The sequence below is a fragment of the Rathayibacter sp. Leaf185 genome, from assembly GCF_001423885.1.
Taxonomy (GTDB): Bacteria; Actinomycetota; Actinomycetes; order Actinomycetales; family Microbacteriaceae; genus Rathayibacter.
Window position 1 is genome coordinate 67,209 of sequence record NZ_LMPP01000007.1, and the last position, 18,291, is coordinate 85,499.

The following is an 18,291-nucleotide window of genomic DNA, read 5'->3' on the forward strand; positions in this document are numbered from 1 at the left end:
ACGCACGCGCACCCGCAAACCGCCCCGCGACTGCAACTGCAACTGCAGACCGCTGGCAGCGTCAGTCAGTCGGCTCGCCGCCATGGTGCTGGCTCTGACACGGACTCCCAGTTCGCCGGCACGGACTGCGCCACTCATCAGCCCATTGGCGTTATCACCGATCGACAAATTAGTCGTCGGCGGGTGGGAAGAGTAAGCTCCCCCCCTGCCTGCGCGGAAGTTCTCGCACTTTAGCTTGATAAGAATCTGATGTCATGAATGGCGTTGTCTCAACCAAATACCCCCCTAGGCGGGCTCGAGGAAAAATGCGCTGGTCCGGCATTACGGCGAGTGCACGATCCGCAGACATACCCGCCTTGATAGACTCTCGCCTTGTCCAATCGGCAAATTGAAAATTCTGCACGTACGCGTCATTGAATTCGCCCCGATACCTATCGAAAAGCGGTATGCAGATACCCGGAGCCACTTCGACAAAGTAAAGACCAGTGCGTGGGGAGAGGGATTGGTGGCTAAGATTCGACACTCGTAGCTCAAAGGATACGCCATCGAGACGCACGTCCATCCAAGCGGCCGATATTGACTGAACTTGATTGTCATCAATCATCAGTCTATTTGGCCCGCTGATAGCATCTATAAGAGGCTTGAGCACGTTATCAAGATCAGGAATGGAATGTGTTTCGTATCGTGTGGATACTGGAACATACCATTCTAGCTCAATTTTCACATCCATCGTAAAAAGCCCGCTTGTATCCTTTTCAATCACCGCAGATACAGCTTTCTGAAAGTTCGAGCGTCGCGCACCAGAAGCTTGTAAAGACACTGGAGCCATTGATCCACGAATGACTACAAGCCCAAATTCTAGTTTTTCTTCTACAACAATTGAGACTTCTGACGCGTTTTCGGCCATTAGATTCGTCTCCTTCTACCTCAAGTACAACCAGCTTTTACAAAATTGCAGCCACCAGAACTCGATACTAAAAGCCGTAAAGATGCTGACGCGCGTTAAACGCCGCAGGACCACCTTCCAGGATGTTCTCTGCGAGGGCACGGATCTCTGCATCGTCGAGCGATCCGATTCCGGAGGGAGAAGGGCTTCCGTGTACGCCGTCGCTCTCGAGGGCGACGATGAGCTCCGCGTCGCCCAGGACGGGCACATTAGCATTGTGAGTGCTGGCGATGATCTGACGTCGGCCTTTAAGCTCTCGGAGCTTAGTAACCACTCCGCGGTACACGAAGTTATTGTCGAGGTCGTCCTCGGGCTGATCAATAATCAGTGGCGCGTTGGAAGCGGCAAGTAGCAAGAGCAGGAGTGCGGTCGCTCGTTGCCCCTTAGAGAGCTGCTCCATTGAGCGAAGCCCTGTGCCGTTGACTTGAAGGAGAACTTCTACCGCGAGGTCGATGCGTAGCTCGTCGAGCTCGCGCGCGAGCCGTTCACCAGAGGCGATAAGCGCGGCAGCCTGAGCGCCGCGGATCCCCATCTCATCTAACGCACCTACGCCCTCCCGAATTGCCGTGGCAAGCCTGCGAGGCGAAAAGGAGTCAGCCGCAATTGCGGCCGAGATCTGTGTGCGTTGAGTAGTGATGTAGGGTCTGATGGCATCAAGAATGTGACTGCGCTCCGAAGCGGCGATTGGGCGGGCTACGACGACTCCGCCGGTTGCACTATTTGCTGCACTGATAGCGGCATGGAGACGTTCAGTCCGCCGCGTCTCATGTCCACGGAGCTCTGCAAGTAGGGCTGCGCGCCGCTCGAGGAGAGTCTGAAGATCCTGTCGCTGAGTCGTACGACGGGGCTCAGCTGCCTGCAGCCTGTCGAGCTCCTGTTGAATGGAGACGAACCTGTCGGGGTCCAATTTTCGGTCGTGCAACTCGCGCACGACTTCTCCATAGGAGGAAGCCTCGTCTGCAGTGGCGGCTTGCCATTCCGCGCGGGCGGCTTCAATATCATTACGCGCGCTGGTCAATGCCTCACCCATCGAGCTAAGGACTTCGGTGGTTCGTGATCGTAGGCGTTCGAGGGCATCAACGACACGCGTTAGATACTCTTCCTGGGGTGCGCCATCGACGTCAGCAAGTGGCGCGGCTAAGTCACGCAACGCGTGAGCCTGGGCGAAACTGTTCCACACGTCACCGACAGCGCGGGCTCGGCCCGCGCCTTCTTCGAAGATGGCCTCGTCCCGGCCGAGACGTTGTTGACCCGCCAACTTGGTGGGGACATCAGTTGCTTCCCAATGCGCAACCTGTTCGGTGAGCCCGGGGATCCGAGCGAGTTCGCCGTCGATTTCGTCGAGAGCCTCTTCGGCACGAATCAGATCTTCGCGGTTGGTTCGCAACTGTCGAAGTGTGCGCTGCAGGTCGGCCTCATCCTCGAGTTCGCCGTCGAAGCGGCGAACCAGCTCGGCCACGCGTTCAGTGCTTCCAGCCAGTTCGGCCAGCTCATGCTGGCCAAAAATCTCGACTGGACCAAGAACCTCAGTAGGGGTCAAGTTCGTACGGTTTCCTGCCGCGTCCATGACGACAGGAGGATGCGGAATCTCCCGCTCGATTGTGAAGCGCTGAGGGACGGGGTTTACGGCTTCAATCTCGATGCGGATGATAGTCCCTCCACGCAGTACAGCGGAGACGATTTTCCGATGGTCGGCCTTCACCTGCGGCGTGATCGGATCCAGATCCAGCGCGTACCGAATGCTTTCAATAATGGTTGACTTACCCGCCCCTCGACCCCCGATGAGTGCTGTGAGGTCCTCGGAGATGGGCACGTTAACGCCATCCAGGTAACCGCCAACCCACGAGATGTTCTTCATCGTCGTGCGCGGCTGGGTCGCCGGGTTAGAGACGGAAATTCGGGTGGCTGGCGTTCGCACCGCGAGCTTGAGGCTACGCAGTGTGGGAGCGCTCACTTTGAACCAGGAGCTTGCTCCATCGGTGCGAAGCTGACGAGGACCCATCACATCGTCCGCGTGAATCACGGCGAGAGGGTGTGGGCGCTTGAAAATGCCCGTGCCCGCGACCACGGCGGCTTGGTCACGGGTCTCGGTGACCGTCGGCGTAATACCGATCGCGTGAAGCTCTGGGGTCTGGATCATGGTGGCGAGGGGCTGTCCCGCGCGAGTAGTCAGCAGGCCCGCGGGATGCACGTTTGCGTGGGCGGGGATCACCAAAGCATCGTCCTCCGTCATCCGCTGAAGGATCCCAGAGTACGAAGCGCCGGTGGTCCCGTTTGCGCAATTCGGTCTGACCCCGCAGCGTCCGATGGAAGCGTTGATCGCGGAGAAGTCCGTCCCGACGTCGAAGATCACGAGGATGTGCACTCCCTCGGACGAGTTCGCCTCAAAACCCGGGAGAGCCACGATGCCCTTCTCGCTAGCCGCGGCGATAAGGCCGGCGGCTGAGTCAACGCGCCAGTGGTCTGTTACGGCGATGAGAGAGATACCGAGCTTTTGACACTCGGTCAGAAGCGCTTCGTTGTAGGCGGCTTCGTCCTCGAAGTAGCTTGAGGGAGCGTTTCGGCCCTCGTAGGAGTAAGGGTTCACCTGCAGAGCGGCACGGATCCAATGCGCGCCACTCGCGATAGACGTCATCTCTGGCATTTGGTTCCTCCACTCGGTAGTGCTGCTGAAGCTACCGTTAGACACTGACACCGCGAGCAACCGCGGCCAACATCCAGATCTCCCAGCCGGAGAAGCCGTCGTTGTGCCCGTGGGGACGGCCATCGCAAAGACCGCGCGCATTCGTGTGGCTGTGGCAGTGCAGGAACTGCACGGGCGCTTCGTCCGCACGACCTCCCAATCGACGTGACCAATCCTCAATAGTCCCACAAGCTGTGGGACTAATTGGCCGTGGCCCCGCTGGCGTCGATGGCGGCGATGATGCGCTCCTCATCTGGGAGCGCGAGACGCTCGGCGTCGGGGAGGGCGTCGTAGGTGTAGGTCGCGACGGCGATCGGTGAGGCTGCCTGGCTGAGGGCGTAGCGCACGATGTGTTCGTCCTTGTCGCCGCAGATGAGGATGCCGATAGTCGGGGCGTGGCTCGGTCGCCTGAGCCGTTCGTCGACGAGCGCGATGTAGAACCCGAGTTGGCCGGTGAACGCGGGCTCGAAGTCGCCCTTCTTCAGCTCGACGACGACGTACCGGAGCTGCTCGGTGTGGAAGAAGAGCAGGTCGAGGTAGAAGTCGCGGCCGCTGACGTCGAAGTGCACCTGGCGGCCGGCGAAGGTGAAGCCGGTACCGAGCTCCTGCAAAGTCTCGGCGATGCGGTCTAGGAGCGCGTTCTCCATATCGCGCTCTGCGGCGTCTTCGGTCAGATTGAGGAAGTCGAAGACGTAGGGGTCCTTCGCGATTTCGCGCGCAAGGGCGGAGTCTGCGGGCGCGAGGCGGTCGACGTAGTTCGACGGCGCCCGACCGGCCCGCTCCAGGGTCTGGTTCTTCACGTGGTTGAGCAGCATTGACCGTGTCCACGAGTTCTCGGCCGCCGCGGCGGCGTACGCCGCGCGCACGTCCGGGGTGGAGAGCTTGTCGAGGAGGAGGCGGACGTGGCCCCAGGGCAAATGTCCCACAGCCTGTGGGACTTTCTCCCGATCGGGCCAGGCGGCGGCGAAGGCGCGCATGTAGAAGAGGTTGCTGCGCGACAGACCGGTCATTGCCGGGAACTCTTGGCGCAGATCTTCCGCGAGCCGGTCGAGGACTCTCGTGCCCCACGGCTCCTTAGCCTGCTGGTTGAGGATCGCGCGACCCAGGTCCCAGTACAGGCTGATGAGCTGCGCGTTCACGGTGCGCTGAGCGCGCAGCTGCGCGTCCTGAACGCGCGACGTCAGCGAACGCAAGAACGGCTCGTAGCCGTTCGGCAGTTCGATGTCGCGTCCAGTCATCCCGCAATTGTCTCGGATCCGCGACGAGACGCCGGCCGCGGCGATGAGGATGGCGTCCAACAGGCTGTTGGACTTCCGCGCAGTTGCTCCGTCGCGGTCGTCGACGACCAGATGCGACGCGATCTGCACCGACCCACGGTCGGGATCCTCATCTGGGGCGGCCACGACAAGCACACCGTCCGCTACGCCCTCAGCCAGACCGGCTCCCCCATGGCCGTCTCCAGCTAAACCCGCGAATCCCTCCCACCGGCAGAGCAGGCGGCGATACCGACGGCCGAGCAGATCACTGCACCCTCGACTGGCCGGACAGCAGCGGCTAGCGAGACGAACCCCTCATCCACCGGCGCCGCATCGACCTAGATAGCGAGATGCCTATCTAGCTCCTCGGAGATCGGGTGGTGTCAGAGGCCCGCTTCGAAGTGTCAGCGGCCTGGCTTGGATCGTTCGATCTGAGTCCCCTGCCCGCGGCTGCCGCGGGTTGAGGGGACACGCGTGCGCTTCGTGGGCTCCGTGCCGCGGGCGGGAGTGGCGAAGGATGCGTCGACGGTCATCCGCGCGTTCACCTGCTCCTCTGGCACGTTCTGAGCTTGCATCGTCGCTGCCGTGTGCGCGCGGCGCTCGGCGCTGTCGTACGCAAGTTCCCCTTCGGATCGAGCCGCGACTGCACGCCCTTCATCAGTCGGCGCCGGAACGTCGTCCGGGTCGCGCGGCGCACTGTTGTCGTCGCGGTAGAGGGCGACCTGGGCCCTGGCGTCCTCAGCGAGGCTGCGCAGCTCGTCGGAGCTCTGCGTGGGCGTGCCGCCGGCCTCTGCATCACGGTCGTACTGGGCGGCCTGCTGCTCGAGCTCGTCGGCACGTCGTACGGAGTCGATGGGGACCTCGGATGACGTGATCTGGGTTGAGGCGTCGTTGGCGCGGTCGAGGCGGTCGGCTTCCGCGATCATCACCTGGGCCTCGGTGACGTCACGGCGGGATTGTGCCCGCTCGGCGTCCGCCGCGGCGACGGTGGGGCCGCCGGCCTGGTCGGTGCGCCACTCCTGCACGAGAGCCGCGCGCGCGGCTTCAGCCACCGCCGGATCCGCCGGCTGCGCGCGGCCATGGTCATCGAAGGCGACGGCTGTCTCAACGCGGTAGTCCTGGTAGCCGACCGGATCGTTGGCGCGCTTCCACTCCTCCGCGACGCTCAGCTCGAGTTCGGGAACGTCGCCGGCGACCGCCGCGCGGTAGTCCGCGATGAGCGCACGCTCGGCCGAAGGGTTGGGTTCGCGGATGTCGCCGACGGGCATCGTCAGCCGGTCATCGTCGTGTCGGTGGTATCCATCGGGCGCGGCAGTGGAGGCCCACTGCTTCGCGAGGTCCAGCTCGGTCGGGGTATCGCGGGCGATGCCCTGAAGCGTGGCGACGTCGACGCCGTAGCGCTCTTTCGCCTCCGACGCGATCAACGCATTGGCGGACGCGATCTGCGGGTCCGCGTCCTTCCACGCGGCCGCCGTCTCCGCGACACGGGCGACGTCGCGCACACTCGCCTGATCCCACCACTGGGAATCGTGAACGACCGACACCGCCTGACGCGCGGATGCCCGCTCGCCCTCGTAGCGAGCGGCGAGCTCGCGTGCCTCGATCGCGCTGCGCTGCTGCGCTTCGCGCATCGCCTCCTGGTACGCGCGGGCCAGCTTCTCGCCGAGCTGGATCGCGATGGTGAGCGCGATCCGCGCGGACGAGTTGATGGACTCCTCCACATCTCCGTCGTCGTCAGCCATAGTGATGCCTCCCCTTCACTCGTGTCGGTCTAGCGGTCGTGTCCGTCGCGCTCGCGCGGCTCGGCGCCGCGCTGCGGAGCAGCGGTCGTGGTGACGTTCGGCTCGGCCCTGGTGAGTTTCGTCGGCACAGGAGTCCCGGTCGCGAAGCTCGCCTGTACCGTCGCGCGGGCGCGGCGAGTGTCCTCGGGCAGGGCGTCCCAGGCGTTCTTCTGGATCTGCGCGCTGTAGCCCTCGTGGACCGTCTTCAGCTGGTTCCGGATCGTCCCGGCGAGCTCGCGGGTACGGCGAGCGTCGCCGGCGGCCTTGTGGGCGTCCATGATCGCGCGCGTGGTGCGCACGATCTGGCGCAGCAGCATGGCCTCCTCGGCGGCCTTGTTCCGCTTCCCGGCGGTCGCGAGGATCAGCATCGTCGTGCCGGCCATCGACGGCATCCCCGCGGGCCGCGGCGTCGACTCATGCGCCCGCAGATGCGCGGAGCGGGCAAGGGTCCGTGACGCTTCAGCGAGTGGCCCGGGTGTCGATTCGAGGCGCCTCGACCATGCGGCGTAGGCGCCGGATGCTTCGCGGGCTGCGTGCGCCCAGGTCGCGCGATCGGAGGGGTCCACTCGACTCAAATAGTCGTGCAACCGCCCCATGTCCTCCGCGTAGGAGGAGTAAAGATCGCTGGAGACCTCTGCCGACTCGCGACCGGGCGCGACGGGCTCGTAGCGCCACGGGTTCTTCGCTGTCGCGCGCCACTCATCGACCGCTGTCTGCGCGGACTGTGGTGAGTCCGGCCAGCCCTTCCGCAGCTCCGGGAGAGTGAGATCTCGGGCGAGCTTCCCGCCGCCGTGCCACACCACGGGCGCGCCCTTCTCGGGACGCAAGGCGACCGAGTAGCCGGCGACGACGTCGTCGCGGCCCGCCGCGTAGCGCGGGCGGATGAGCACGCCGGCCTGACGCATCCGGCGCACGAACTCCGCCTCATCCGCTGACGCGGATGCCGACGAGCGCACCGCGCGCTCGAGCCGGTGAGCGTCGACCTCGACGGCGCCGCGGCGCTGCGCGGACTCGCGCGCGCCCGGCTGCACGCCGCGCTCCCCCAGCTCACGCTCGGGCGCGTGCAACGGCTCGAGCCCGTACTCCTTCTCGAGCTGCCGGCTGACCCTCTGCGAGAGCGCCTTGTCGTAAGCGACGTGCGCCTTCGTCCCGTCGGCGCGCACCGCGGAGACAGCGATGTGAACGTGATCGTTACCGTTCTTCGACAGCCCGTGCCGCACGGCGATCCACCGGCAGTCGGCCTTCCCGGAGGACTCGCCAGCGAACCCCATCCGGTCCACGAAATCGGTCGCGATCCGTCCCCACTGCTCATCGGTGAGCTGCCCCTCCTCCGCACGCAGCGAGAGGGAGCAGTGCCAGACATCAGCGGCGACGCGCTTGCTGCCGATCTGCTCGCCGGAGTCCTTGTCGAACACCTTCTCCTGGCGGGTCACCTCGACGCCGAAGAAGTTCTTGTACTCGTTCAACTCTGCCGCGATCGCGGCGGCCTCGGCGTAGTCGAGGACGCTCTCACCGTGCATCGCCATGATCGCCGGGTCCCCCGCGATCAAGTGCTGCTCGGTGTGCTCGTTCGCGCGCCCCTCCCCCGCGAGATAGCGCACGAGACCGCCCATGTCCCCGCCGTACGTGACGTTCGGGATCACTGGCCGGCCAGTCGTCGCAGCGTCTCGTTCACCCGCGGCACCAGCGCCCGGTACTCCGCCGCCACCTGCACTGCTTCCTCCGGGAAACGGCCCTCGGTGTTCGCGAACCGAGCGAGCTGATTCATGTTGCTCGAAAGACGCCCCATCAACGTCCGCAGCTGCATCAGCTCCGAACCGACCGACTTCCACTCCACATCCGACCGCACCTGCGGATCGATCGCCGCCTCGAACATCAACCGCGGCACCGTCACATCCAAAACCTCGGCACGAGCACGCAACATCGCGTCCTCATCCGGGGACACCCGCACGACGTACTTCTTCTCCCGACGCTGCTCCGGCGGAACATTCGGACGACGCTTCCGACCGAACAACCTGCTCGACTCCGTCACCACATCCCCGTCCTTCGGCCAAGCGCAGCGAACCCGCCAACCAGCGGGGACCATACGACCAGTATGCGCACCGGGCCAGCGCAGCGCCAGACCGGCAAGCAACTTAGGACACCTAAAATGACAGCTTGCTCTGCCCCAATATGCTGCACATGCAAACCCTGTGTGTTCACGGCCGGGTTAAACGATGGGACCCGAATCGGTACCCATTCGACTGCCGTTCTCGGTAGTCTCGGGGTATGAACGACGTGACTCGGAACCCTGATGAGGCAGCGGAGGCGGCTCGCCGCCTCCTCGAATCCACCGTCGAGAGAAGGGTGGAAGCGGTGCGGTCGATCGTGAGCGCAGCGAACGACACCGACACCGCGCGGACCGCTCTCTCTGACGCGCAGACCCGCCACGCCAAGGCGTGGTCCACCGCACTCGCGTGCGGCTGGTCCGAGAAGGAACTCCGCGCAGCAGGTGTCCCGCGACCCGACCAGACCCGCGCTCGAGTGGCGCGCACTCGCCGGCCTTCGGCCGGCGACACCGACGTCACCGGATCGACGGACGGCGTCCCCTCGGAGCCGATGGAACAAGTCGCGTGACCGACGACAACGACGCGCTCCACGCCCAGGTCCGCGACTGGGCCGAAGGGTCGAACCCGCTCGCCGCAGCGGTTGAACTCTTGATCCGCTCGGGCCTCGTCTACGAGGGCGCTCCGTGGGTCCGGACCGACAACGCCTGGAAGACGAGCGCGGTCGACTTCGATCGCCTTGGCTACGACATCGGCGCGCTCAGCGGCGGCGAACAACGCATCGCCCGGATCGCCACCTCGCTCGGGCACGGCACGCCCGTGGACCTGCGCGAGGACATCGCCGGTCTCGACTACGAGCACGCTCGTCTCGTGCTTGCCGCGGTGGCACACGCCGCCGGATTCATTGAGCCCGGAACGACCGTCCAGGACGTCGACGGCATTCCCACCCTCACGCCTTCCGACGCGCTCGCCACCTGGCCTACCGAGTAGCGTTGCGCTCGACGCAGCGCCCCCTCGCCGGCGTCGGAATACCCCCGCTCGAGCTTTGCGCTCGCGGGGGCTTTTCCGTCCGGGCTGGCACCGGTGCGGCTGCGCCGCGAGGCCAGCTGATGCTCCGTGATCGGGCGGACGGAACCTCGGTCGATTGCGAGACCAGGGAGGCTGGCGCTGAGTCGTTCACGGACGCCCCCTGACCACCTGTGCACAGCCCAGCTCTCGCTGGGGCTGGCCTGCACACAGGTGGACAGCGGGACCCCGGCCGCAGTACAGATTCGGGATCCTTTGCCCGATGATGCGGGGTATGGGTTTCCTCGACAAGCTGTTCGGCCGGACCGCTCCACGCACCAACGACGCCACGTCGAAGGAGGAGCCGAGCGCCGGATCCCCGTCCGCGCACCGCGTTCGACTTCGCGTGAACCTCAGCACCACGATCGTGCTTGGCGTGGTGCAGCTGACGGGAACGACGACCTTCGCCCGTGAGGCGATCACGGCGCTGGCATCACGTCACCGCGCCGCCGAAGGCGGCTACATCGAGGCGTCCGGGTCCCTGCAGCGGGAGCCCGACAACAGAGCAGACCCGTTCGCCGTAGGAGTGCATGTCGAGGGCGAGCGCATCGGCTACCTCCCGAGCCTCATCGCTCAGGAGCTCGAGCTGAGCGAGGACGGGTCAGAAGTCGTCGAAGTGCAGATCTTCACCGAACTTCTGCCCGCCGGCCTGCGAGCCGAGGCATGGGTGTGGCTGGGCGACGGGCCCGCGCGGTGGCAGTGGTCCGCATCGAACCGACCACCCCTGTCATCACCTGCGAAAGCCGCTGCGCACCACCAGTCCTCCCGGACCATGGTCAAAGAAGCCCTCGCCGGCGGCGGAGCGCGCGCGAAGGACTTCCAGCGCGGGATGGTGAACGGAGTGCACTATCTGGAGTTGGTCGAGCCGATCAAGCAGCTCAAGCGCGAAGGACGACTCGAAGAAGCTCTCGTCTTGTGCACCGCAGCGATCGCCGGAGCAGAGGGCTCCCGCGATGGCCGCGAACCGGCACCCTGGTACACCGAGCAGGCCGCCATCATCTACCGCAAGCTCGGACGCCGCGACGAAGAGATCGCTGTCCTCCAGCGGTGGCTCAAGCTGTGCCCGAAGGAACACCGCGACGGAACCCGCATCGGAGAACGACTCGCGAAACTGACGGCGTGACCGCAGACTCCAGGCCCTAGTCGCCGGCTCCGAGCGTTCCTCGGCCCGCGTCAACGATTGCGCGGGAGCGGCGGTAGAACGTCGCCCGAGACATGCCCAAATCACGCGCGACCTGCGCAGCCGGCTCCCCACCCTTGACCAGCTGCAGCGCGGACCGGACCTGACTGTCGGTGATCTTCTGCGGGCGGCCGCCAAGGTTCTTCCCGGCCGCGCGGCGCTTGCTGATCGAATCGATCACCCGCTCGCGCTTGATCTCATGCTCCATCTGCGCCAACGCCGCCATGATCGTGAACAGCATCGACCCCATCGGCGTCGACGTATCCACGTCCCCTCCCCCGAGATTCAGCACGCGAAGGCCCGCACCACGGCCGCGCAGCTCGTCCGCGAACGCGAGCATGTTCTGCGTCGACTGGCCCAAGCGATCCAACGTGGTGATCACGAGCGTGTCCCCCTCGTGCAACGCATCGAGGGCACGATCGAACTGCGGCCGCGACGCACGAGCGCCCGACACCCCATGATCGACGTACAGATCATCACGCCGGATACCGGCAGCGAGCAGGTCGACCTCCTGCCGATCCGTCGACTGCTGCCGCGTCGAAACCCGCGCGTACCCGATCAACCGCGCCACGACGCTCCCCCTGTCTCGAAACCAATGCTTCACACCTACCCCGGGTTACGAGGTTACGCGACGTAGTTATGAGATTCGACCCGCCGCGAGATCGCGCCTCTACTGCGCCGCGACTGAGGCCAGGAGTGAGACGTATCGTATCCCTAGGGATACGAGACAAACATGCTTCCGCATGAGCCTCGGATGGATGCCGTCACAACGGCGGATCACACGCGTGCGTAGCTGAGTGCTTCTTGAACGTCCTCCGTAGTCGGTGTGCAACCCCGCCGCCGCCAGCGGGGAGGAGGAGGGTGGAATCAGTTGAACCGGAGAAGCATCGAAGGAGAAACATCATGGACAGCACGAAGACCACGGCAAGCCAGACGACTCAGCACGTCCGGTCGTTCCAGCGCAGCAAGATTCTCGGCGGCATCGTCGCCGTCACCCTCGCCCTCGGCGTTCCGACCCTAGCCGCCGCCCCCGCGCAGGCCGACACGGTCGCGACAGCAGCCGTCACCGCCGACAGCGGCCGCACCGTCGGCACCACCGAGGCGACCAACACCGTCCCGGACCCCACACAGTGCACCTACGGGGCCAAGGAGAAGTTCCACGAGGCGACGGGCCTCTACCCAGCGTTTAAGGGCAACGCCTACGAGTGGGCCGACACGGCAGCAGCAACCGGCTGGACGACCGTGCTCGACGCGCAGGCGCGCAGCATCGTCGTCTTCCAGCCCGGAGTCCAGGGGTCAGACGCGATGTACGGCCACGTCGCCTGGGTCGACTCCATCGAACAGCACCCGGACGGGCTCTACATCAACATCACCGAGCTCAACGGTGTCGCCGGCCCCGGCCAGTGGGGCACCCGCCAGGTCAAGGACGTACCCGGCATGAGCTACATCCTCGCTCCGTAGATCCGCGGAAAAGCCCGAACGGCTGTTGCAGCACGCGCTGCAGCAGCCGTTCGCTTGTCCATCCAAACCGCAAGGACCGAACCGGCAAGCTGAATCAGAACGCCTGCTTGTCGAACCCCACCGGAGCCGTGTTCATCGGATCCGACCACTGGAGGCCTGCGGCGACCGCGCGCGCCAAGCTCTCCAGGCCAGTACCGAAGTAGCAGTACCCGTGGGTCGTCTCGATCTGCTGGTGCGGCGGCATCACCACGAGACGCCAGTTGAACAGCATCTTCCACACCTCGACCGTGAAGGTCTCCGTCTCCTGCAACCGGAAGCCGTTCTCCGTCCGCACGATCCGCTCCCCCGCGAAGTCGGCCTTCGAACGCACCTGCTGCTCGAGGTCGTCGAGCGCCTCGGCTCGAGTGCGCAGCATCGCCTTCTCATTCACCGTCCCAGTGTCCCGATAGCCGCCCCTTCACCGGGCATTTCGTCGGGCGGGTCTTGCGGGACACTGCAGCCTGCGCCCGTGCGCAGCGCGTCCCGCTCGCCGCAGTGGTGCGGTGAACGATCCCCATTCGGGCGTTGCCCTATGACCGGACGATGGCGTGCGCCCGAAGGAATGTCACCGGCGTCGCTTTCAAAAGGGGGACGCCGGACCTACCATCAATGCATGACCGTCGTCATAGTGGACACCAACGCGCTACCTCGAGGGCACTTCTCCTTGTCGGCTCTAGCGAGGCTGATCAAGGAGGCTGGAGACGCTGCTGTCGTGGTCATCCCCGAAGTTGTGGTGTGGGAATGGGCTGAGCACGCGTACGCGACATACGTCGCCGTCGAGGAGGCCGCGAAGGCCGTCCGCGTAGACGCGAGCATCCTCGCTCGCCCTCTAGTCACACCGGCTCCGTCCGTCGAGGAGCTTGCGGAGCGCATCGAGAACAGCTTTCCTGCCCAAGTGCGTCTCTGGTCACCTAACGGTGACGGGTGGCGCTCAGCGCTACGCGATCAAGTCTTACAGGTCGGCTCGGGCGAGACGAAAGGCGATGTGAAGACGGGTGCGGCCGACGCTGTTGTCTTGGCCTGCGTAGAAGCCCAGTCGGCGATATCGGAGGACGTTGTGCTCCTCGTGACAGACGACAAGAAGCTCCGAAAGAATGCCCTCCTGTTCGAGAACGTACGCTGCGCGACGGGTGACAAAGGTTTGCTCGCGGCTATGCACTCGTTCACTCCTGCGACGGATGACCTGGAAGTTCGGTTGATGGAGCAGTTACCGGAGTTCTTGAACATTCGCATCGGCGAGGAGGGCGAAGCGATCTCCTTCGCTGAGTACGGGGTCGGCGTACACTTCGGCGCCGGCCACGGCGGGTGGCCGGCGGAGGCCATCTTGTCCACCATCTGGTTCAAGCGCATCGATATTACAGAGATTTATGACCTACAGATCGACTCTGGAGAGGGACGGCGACGAGGGCTTGCTGAGCTCCGGTTATTCGGAGACTTCGTCGGCACGATCCTCGAGTATCACGATCCCAAGCTTGGTGCTGTCTCGGTTTCGCGGACGGAGGTCGACTTCAGTCAAGAGTTCGTCGACGTCACGGTCGAGGTGGACTGGGATCCAAATTGGCGCATTCAGGAAGTTCGCGCGACAGGATCGGCGGTACTGGTCATGATCGATCCAGATCAGGACGAGGCTGACGATGACAACCTGAGCGAATTTTACGGGAGGCACGGGACATGACAGGAGCACCGCCCGGACCTCACCGGTGGACGCTCGAGACGTAGAGTGGCGACGACCTGCGCAGCAGCGTCCAGCTCTAATGACGTTCGGGCAGCTGGTGGCTCTACTGTGGCGGTGCGGCCGGGAGAGGTGGGGACTTCGTTGACGCCGCACGCGACAGACCGGCGGGAGTCCGCCGGTGTCCCCCTTAGACATCGCGGCCAGGCGAGCAACTGACGAGAGAGTGGCGACCCGTGCCAATCTTGCATCATGGACAGACGAGCCAACCTCACCGCGTCAGCGCCCCGGACCGGACTGCAGAAAGCAACGAAAGCCGAATTGGGTCTCGTTGTAGACGTCCTCGACTACGCGTTCTACGGAATCGACGGTAGCCAGCCGTCCATTGACAGATTTCAGGATCTGGTGCGCCGCGGCATGTTGCGACAAGAGCAGCGCATCGCGCTAAAGAAAGGCGAGATCTATTTTGCGCAGCATGGCGGCGTCGAAATTGTCCTCAATGTAGGGGAGCGTGGCACGCTGAGATCTGTGATGAAGCAAGCGGTCTCAGTCGGTCCGCTCGTCCTAATAATCCTCGTGCTTGGGGGTGCAATCCATGCTTTCGCGACGTGGCTGGGCTTGCCCTTCTGGGCGGCGGACTTGGTGCTGCTGGTGGTGCTCGGAGGCCCAATTCTCCTCGTCGCGAGGATGACTCGCGTGCCCAAAAATCAGAGGGAAAAGTTGCCTGACGGTCAGGAAATGTCGGAGGAAAGGCGGGCTCGTCAGGAGAAGCGGACTCGTGAGCTCGCCGAAACGCCCAACTACTTTCAGGGGCGTTACCGACGTGGCGTGCCCCGCCCATACTGGATAGTCAGCGCCTTCGGCGCTCGACCCAGCGGCCTTCCGGCGGGTGCCACGCGAACGACGGGCTCCGGCGCTGGAATTGTGGCGGTTGGGTACGTGAGGCTCGAACTTCCGAAGCTTCTCGGGCCGAATCAAGCCGTTGTCGGCGTCGCGCGGAACGGCAGGTTACGCAGGGTCTACAGCTGGCTAGAGTTCAAGCCTCTGGGCAAATCGAAGTGGGTCCTGATCCGCCGCACGTGAGCTAGCTCGCTAAGGCATCCCCCTTGTCTCATTCATGGTGTTCGCGTTAGGCAAGGGCGTCCGCGTCGCTCGACCCTAAATTCGTGGATCCGCGACAGGCCATCCGCGCAGTTTTCTTGCGTCGATGTGCATGTTGACGGGGGTCGCCCGGAGGACGCCTTCCACCATGGCTTTCAAGAATGGTCCTACCTGAAGCTCTGGTGGCACCTCGTCGTGTAACAGGCGGACCATAGGAAGATTGGCGATTTCAGCTTCAAGCCGCTCCGATTCGACACCTTCCGGCGCCGCGTCGTCGGCGTCATCGGTGGTGGCATCGTCTAGGACCTCGGCGACTGCCGCGTCGTCTTCATCGCCGTGTCCACCGTCAGAGTCGGCCGGCGGATCTACGTCGTACGACAGCATCAACAGGCAAGCTGCATCGTATGCGTTGTCGCCTGTTGACAGCTTCGCGAGCAGGTCGATGAGCCATTTGGCTTTTTCGGGCTCACTGTCGAGGATCGTGGATCTGAGGCCGTATAAGAAGCCGAGGGCAGCCAGCGGGTGCCGTGTGCGCAGGTTTCGGGCGTCCCCGAAAGATTCTTCGATGCGGTTGGCGGCGTTTTTACCGAAGCTGGAGTCCATGCGCTTGGTTGAGATGAGGAGCTCAGGGCCGGTGTCCCATGCCGACATCACGACGTCGACTTGCTTGACGTATAAACCGCCGAGGATGTTTGCGGATGTGGCGACAACTCCCGCTGGCGGCGTCGTCTGGGTGACCTTCTTTTCGACGGCCGCCCGTGGAATTCTCGCGAGTTGCGGTAGCAGACGCGAGATAGGGCCGGGCATCACACGAGGGTGTTCCGCGCGGGGCCATACGGCGTCGGGCTTGAATCCGGAGCGCCTTAGTTCGTAGGCAACCCACACGTCGAGGGCCAGCGCGGGCACGCCGCTCTGGCTGCTGGCCTTCAGATGCAGCGGAACCCCAAGGAGCTGTTGCAGTGTCTCAAAGTCTGGGGTGTAATCGTCGCCCGCCCACGGCCCGTCCGAGTACCGGCCGGTAGTCGCGGCAGTAGCGACGATGCGGTCGAAGATTGCCCACGCCAGAGCTTTTTTGGTTGGCTCAGCCACTCTTACCTCGCACCATTCGACGCTTCATCCAGTCGGCGTGATCCGCGCGCACTGAGTCCAGCTGCGCCGCGGTGAGGCGCTCGTCTAAAAGAACGGTGTCGACCAACGCGACTGCGGCGAGGAGATTCTTGGTCTGAAGGTGGCGTTGCACAGAGGGCTTGATCGCGACCAGCTCCGAGCGATGCTGTGCAAGCAGATCGGCGGATGGCATCCACCAGCGGTCTGCTTCGCGCGGCTCGATCTTGAGGATGCCTCCCCCGTAGGATCGCCCGGCAAGCTCAGCGCCGAGGAGAGTGACGGAGTTCAGCGACGCTACGGGCAACACATCACGGGCGAGATTCTGGACGTTCTCGTTCAGGTACACACCGTGCACGCTGTTCAGATGCCGAACACCGGCTGCGTTGGTGGTCAGCCTCGGGGTGTCAGCGTTCATGTAGGTCAGGAGCAGGTCTGCTGGCTTGAGCAGAGGGACGCGCCACCAGGGGGACCGGACACGGCATTTGTATGCCTGGTCGACGGCGGTGTCGACGCCTTTCGAGATGTATTCCAGGGTGGCGTCCGCGGGCCGATCTGACGGGTACAGCAGCCACGTCGAGTGACCCTCCGAGCCCAGCCGCGCCATCGCAGAGTCAGTAAGCGCGAGACCGCGAAGGTGGCTACTACCAGGTGGGCTGATCCGAACCAGGTCTCGACGCGGGATACCGAGTGTGCGGACTCGCTCTGGCGAGAGGGCAAAGAATCGGTTCCCTCCCGTCACCGCGCCGAGGGTCGTGTCGCCGTGATCGCTCAGCGGGACGAATGTGTTGTCGCCGATCAGGTGAGCGATCGTGTCGATGCTGGTGGGCCGCAGCGGCTGAGGGTGCCACCGGTCCCCGGTGTTCAACGGGGTCCACGTTGTACCCTCGTGCAGCTCACTGAGCGTGTCGGCGTTACGCGTCTGCCGGAGAGTGGCCTGTGCCGCGGGGAGGCCGTTCCACCCCTCCGCCTTTACGAGTACGGTGTCGGCTTCCGCGTCGGGGAACACCTGTTCCTCGAACGTCACAAGCTCGACCGTCGCGAACCTTTCGAGCAGGAATCGGCGCACCGGGGCTGCATAGTTCACACTCAACAGCTCGGCCGGGAGCACCATCCCAAGGCGTCCGCCAGGCTTCAGATACGCGGCGGCATGGATCACGAAGGCCGCCCATGAAGATGCAAGGCCGGTCAATGAGACGCCCTGCTGTAGCGCTGCAAACCGAGCGCGGTCGCGCTGGTCTCCCGTCCAGTCCTGGTAGCGGATGAACGGCGGGTTGCCGATCACGGCGTCATATTGCGGGGCCGCTTCCGTGCGGAAGAAGTCGCTGACGCGGATGCGAGCGGTGCCGCCGGCTCGCTGAACCAGGTCACGTGCAATGTGAGCGCTTGCGCGGTGGAGTTCGATGCCGTGAACGAGAGGGTCAGTCGCACCCAACGCGCGCAGTCGTTCGACTGCGGCGATCAGGAAGGCTGCCTCGCCGGCGGAGGGCTCTAGCACCGAATCGGACGGATCGCGAAGCGCCCACTCCGCCAAGTGTGCAGTAATCCCGTCGGGTGTGAAGAACGCGCCGCGTGCCTTCCTTGCCTCGGCAGGATCTGCCGCATCGAAAGGGTTGGTGAGCACGACATCAGACTATGCGGTGAGCGACGGCCCCCGGGAATGACCCCGAGCGGTGAGACCTGAACTCCAGGAGTGTCGGAGGTCGCGAGTAGCGTCTGCGACATGTCTCAGTGCACAGCGCCCGTTCGAGGTCACATCCGGGGCGGCGGGGCCGATTGCCCCGTCCATGGTCGCGGCGGCGGGTACAGCTACTACGACCAGCCGCGCGCATACCGGCCGTACACGCCCCCGCCTGCTCCGGCGCGCCGAAGCGGCAGCATGTCGGGTGGCGGTGGCGCCCGTAGCAGCCGTCCGTCTTGGCAGCCGAGTACGTCGACCGTCTCGTACACACCTCAGC

The 18,291-nt window shown here is 64.5% G+C and carries 15 protein-coding genes; 5 read left to right on the forward strand and 10 right to left on the reverse strand.

Going from position 1 to position 18,291, the window contains the following annotated elements:
• Positions 1–169: 169 nt before the first annotated feature.
• The 6 genes from ASG06_RS19705 to ASG06_RS17620 form a co-directional block, all read right to left on the reverse strand.
• Complete coding sequence (locus tag ASG06_RS19705; RefSeq protein ID WP_082499399.1) at positions 170–907, reverse strand: RusA family crossover junction endodeoxyribonuclease; 738 nt, start codon at positions 905–907, stop codon at positions 170–172.
• Positions 908–974: 67 nt separating this feature from the next.
• Positions 975–3,590 carry a TrlF family AAA-like ATPase gene (locus tag ASG06_RS19710; protein ID WP_082499400.1) on the reverse strand — a complete coding sequence of 872 codons (2,616 nt, stop codon included), beginning with the start codon at positions 3,588–3,590 and terminating at the stop codon, positions 975–977.
• A 239-nt stretch (positions 3,591–3,829) separates the two neighbouring features.
• Complete coding sequence (locus ASG06_RS17605; protein ID WP_331458565.1) at positions 3,830–5,032, reverse strand: PDDEXK nuclease domain-containing protein; 1,203 nt, start codon at positions 5,030–5,032, stop codon at positions 3,830–3,832.
• A 257-nt stretch (positions 5,033–5,289) separates the two neighbouring features.
• The gene (locus ASG06_RS17610) at positions 5,290–6,627 is read right to left on the reverse strand and encodes a hypothetical protein (protein ID WP_056045717.1); all 1,338 of its coding nucleotides are present in this window, start codon (positions 6,625–6,627) and stop codon (positions 5,290–5,292) included.
• 29 nt (positions 6,628–6,656) lie between these two features.
• Positions 6,657–8,279, reverse strand: a complete 1,623-nt coding sequence (locus tag ASG06_RS17615; protein WP_156466052.1) for a relaxase/mobilization nuclease domain-containing protein — start codon at positions 8,277–8,279, stop codon at positions 6,657–6,659.
• A 26-nt stretch (positions 8,280–8,305) separates the two neighbouring features.
• Positions 8,306–8,701 carry a plasmid mobilization protein gene (locus ASG06_RS17620; protein WP_056045724.1) on the reverse strand — a complete coding sequence of 132 codons (396 nt, stop codon included), beginning with the start codon at positions 8,699–8,701 and terminating at the stop codon, positions 8,306–8,308.
• A 577-nt stretch (positions 8,702–9,278) separates the two neighbouring features.
• Here ASG06_RS17620 and ASG06_RS17630 point away from each other — a divergent pair.
• On the forward strand, positions 9,279–9,701 hold the full coding sequence (locus tag ASG06_RS17630; protein WP_056045729.1) for a hypothetical protein: 423 nt from the start codon (positions 9,279–9,281) through the stop codon (positions 9,699–9,701).
• A 310-nt stretch (positions 9,702–10,011) separates the two neighbouring features.
• Positions 10,012–10,899 (forward strand): hypothetical protein, encoded by an 888-nt coding sequence (locus tag ASG06_RS17635; RefSeq protein WP_056045733.1) that lies wholly within the window; start codon positions 10,012–10,014, stop codon positions 10,897–10,899.
• 16 nt (positions 10,900–10,915) lie between these two features.
• On the opposite strand, the gene ASG06_RS17640 is transcribed toward ASG06_RS17635, so the two are convergent.
• Positions 10,916–11,527 carry a recombinase family protein gene (locus tag ASG06_RS17640; protein WP_056045736.1) on the reverse strand — a complete coding sequence of 204 codons (612 nt, stop codon included), beginning with the start codon at positions 11,525–11,527 and terminating at the stop codon, positions 10,916–10,918.
• A gap of 332 nt (positions 11,528–11,859) precedes the next feature.
• Between ASG06_RS17640 and ASG06_RS17645 the strand changes: the two genes are divergently transcribed.
• Positions 11,860–12,417: a CHAP domain-containing protein gene (locus tag ASG06_RS17645; protein ID WP_056045740.1), complete on the forward strand. Its 558-nt coding sequence runs from the start codon at positions 11,860–11,862 to the stop codon at positions 12,415–12,417.
• A 94-nt stretch (positions 12,418–12,511) separates the two neighbouring features.
• Here ASG06_RS17645 and ASG06_RS17650 read toward each other — a convergent pair whose 3' ends face one another.
• Entirely contained in the window at positions 12,512–12,832 is a 321-nt protein-coding gene (locus tag ASG06_RS17650) for a hypothetical protein (RefSeq protein WP_056045742.1), read from the reverse strand.
• Positions 12,833–13,069: 237 nt separating this feature from the next.
• Between ASG06_RS17650 and ASG06_RS17655 the strand changes: the two genes are divergently transcribed.
• Together ASG06_RS17655 and ASG06_RS17660 are read left to right on the forward strand one after the other, a co-directional pair.
• Positions 13,070–14,131, forward strand: coding sequence for a hypothetical protein (locus tag ASG06_RS17655; RefSeq protein WP_156466054.1), 1,062 nt, complete (start codon positions 13,070–13,072; stop codon positions 14,129–14,131).
• Positions 14,132–14,380: 249 nt separating this feature from the next.
• The gene (locus tag ASG06_RS17660) at positions 14,381–15,211 is read left to right on the forward strand and encodes a hypothetical protein (RefSeq protein WP_156466055.1); all 831 of its coding nucleotides are present in this window, start codon (positions 14,381–14,383) and stop codon (positions 15,209–15,211) included.
• Between the two features lie 75 nt (positions 15,212–15,286).
• On the opposite strand, the gene ASG06_RS17665 is transcribed toward ASG06_RS17660, so the two are convergent.
• Both ASG06_RS17665 and ASG06_RS17670 read right to left on the reverse strand, forming a co-directional pair.
• Positions 15,287–16,318 (reverse strand): hypothetical protein, encoded by a 1,032-nt coding sequence (locus ASG06_RS17665; protein WP_056045750.1) that lies wholly within the window; start codon positions 16,316–16,318, stop codon positions 15,287–15,289.
• Positions 16,311–17,957 (reverse strand): HsdM family class I SAM-dependent methyltransferase, encoded by a 1,647-nt coding sequence (locus ASG06_RS17670; RefSeq protein WP_056045753.1) that lies wholly within the window; start codon positions 17,955–17,957, stop codon positions 16,311–16,313. Before ASG06_RS17670 ends, ASG06_RS17665 begins: the two co-directional genes overlap by 8 nt.
• Positions 17,958–18,291 lie beyond the last annotated feature (334 nt).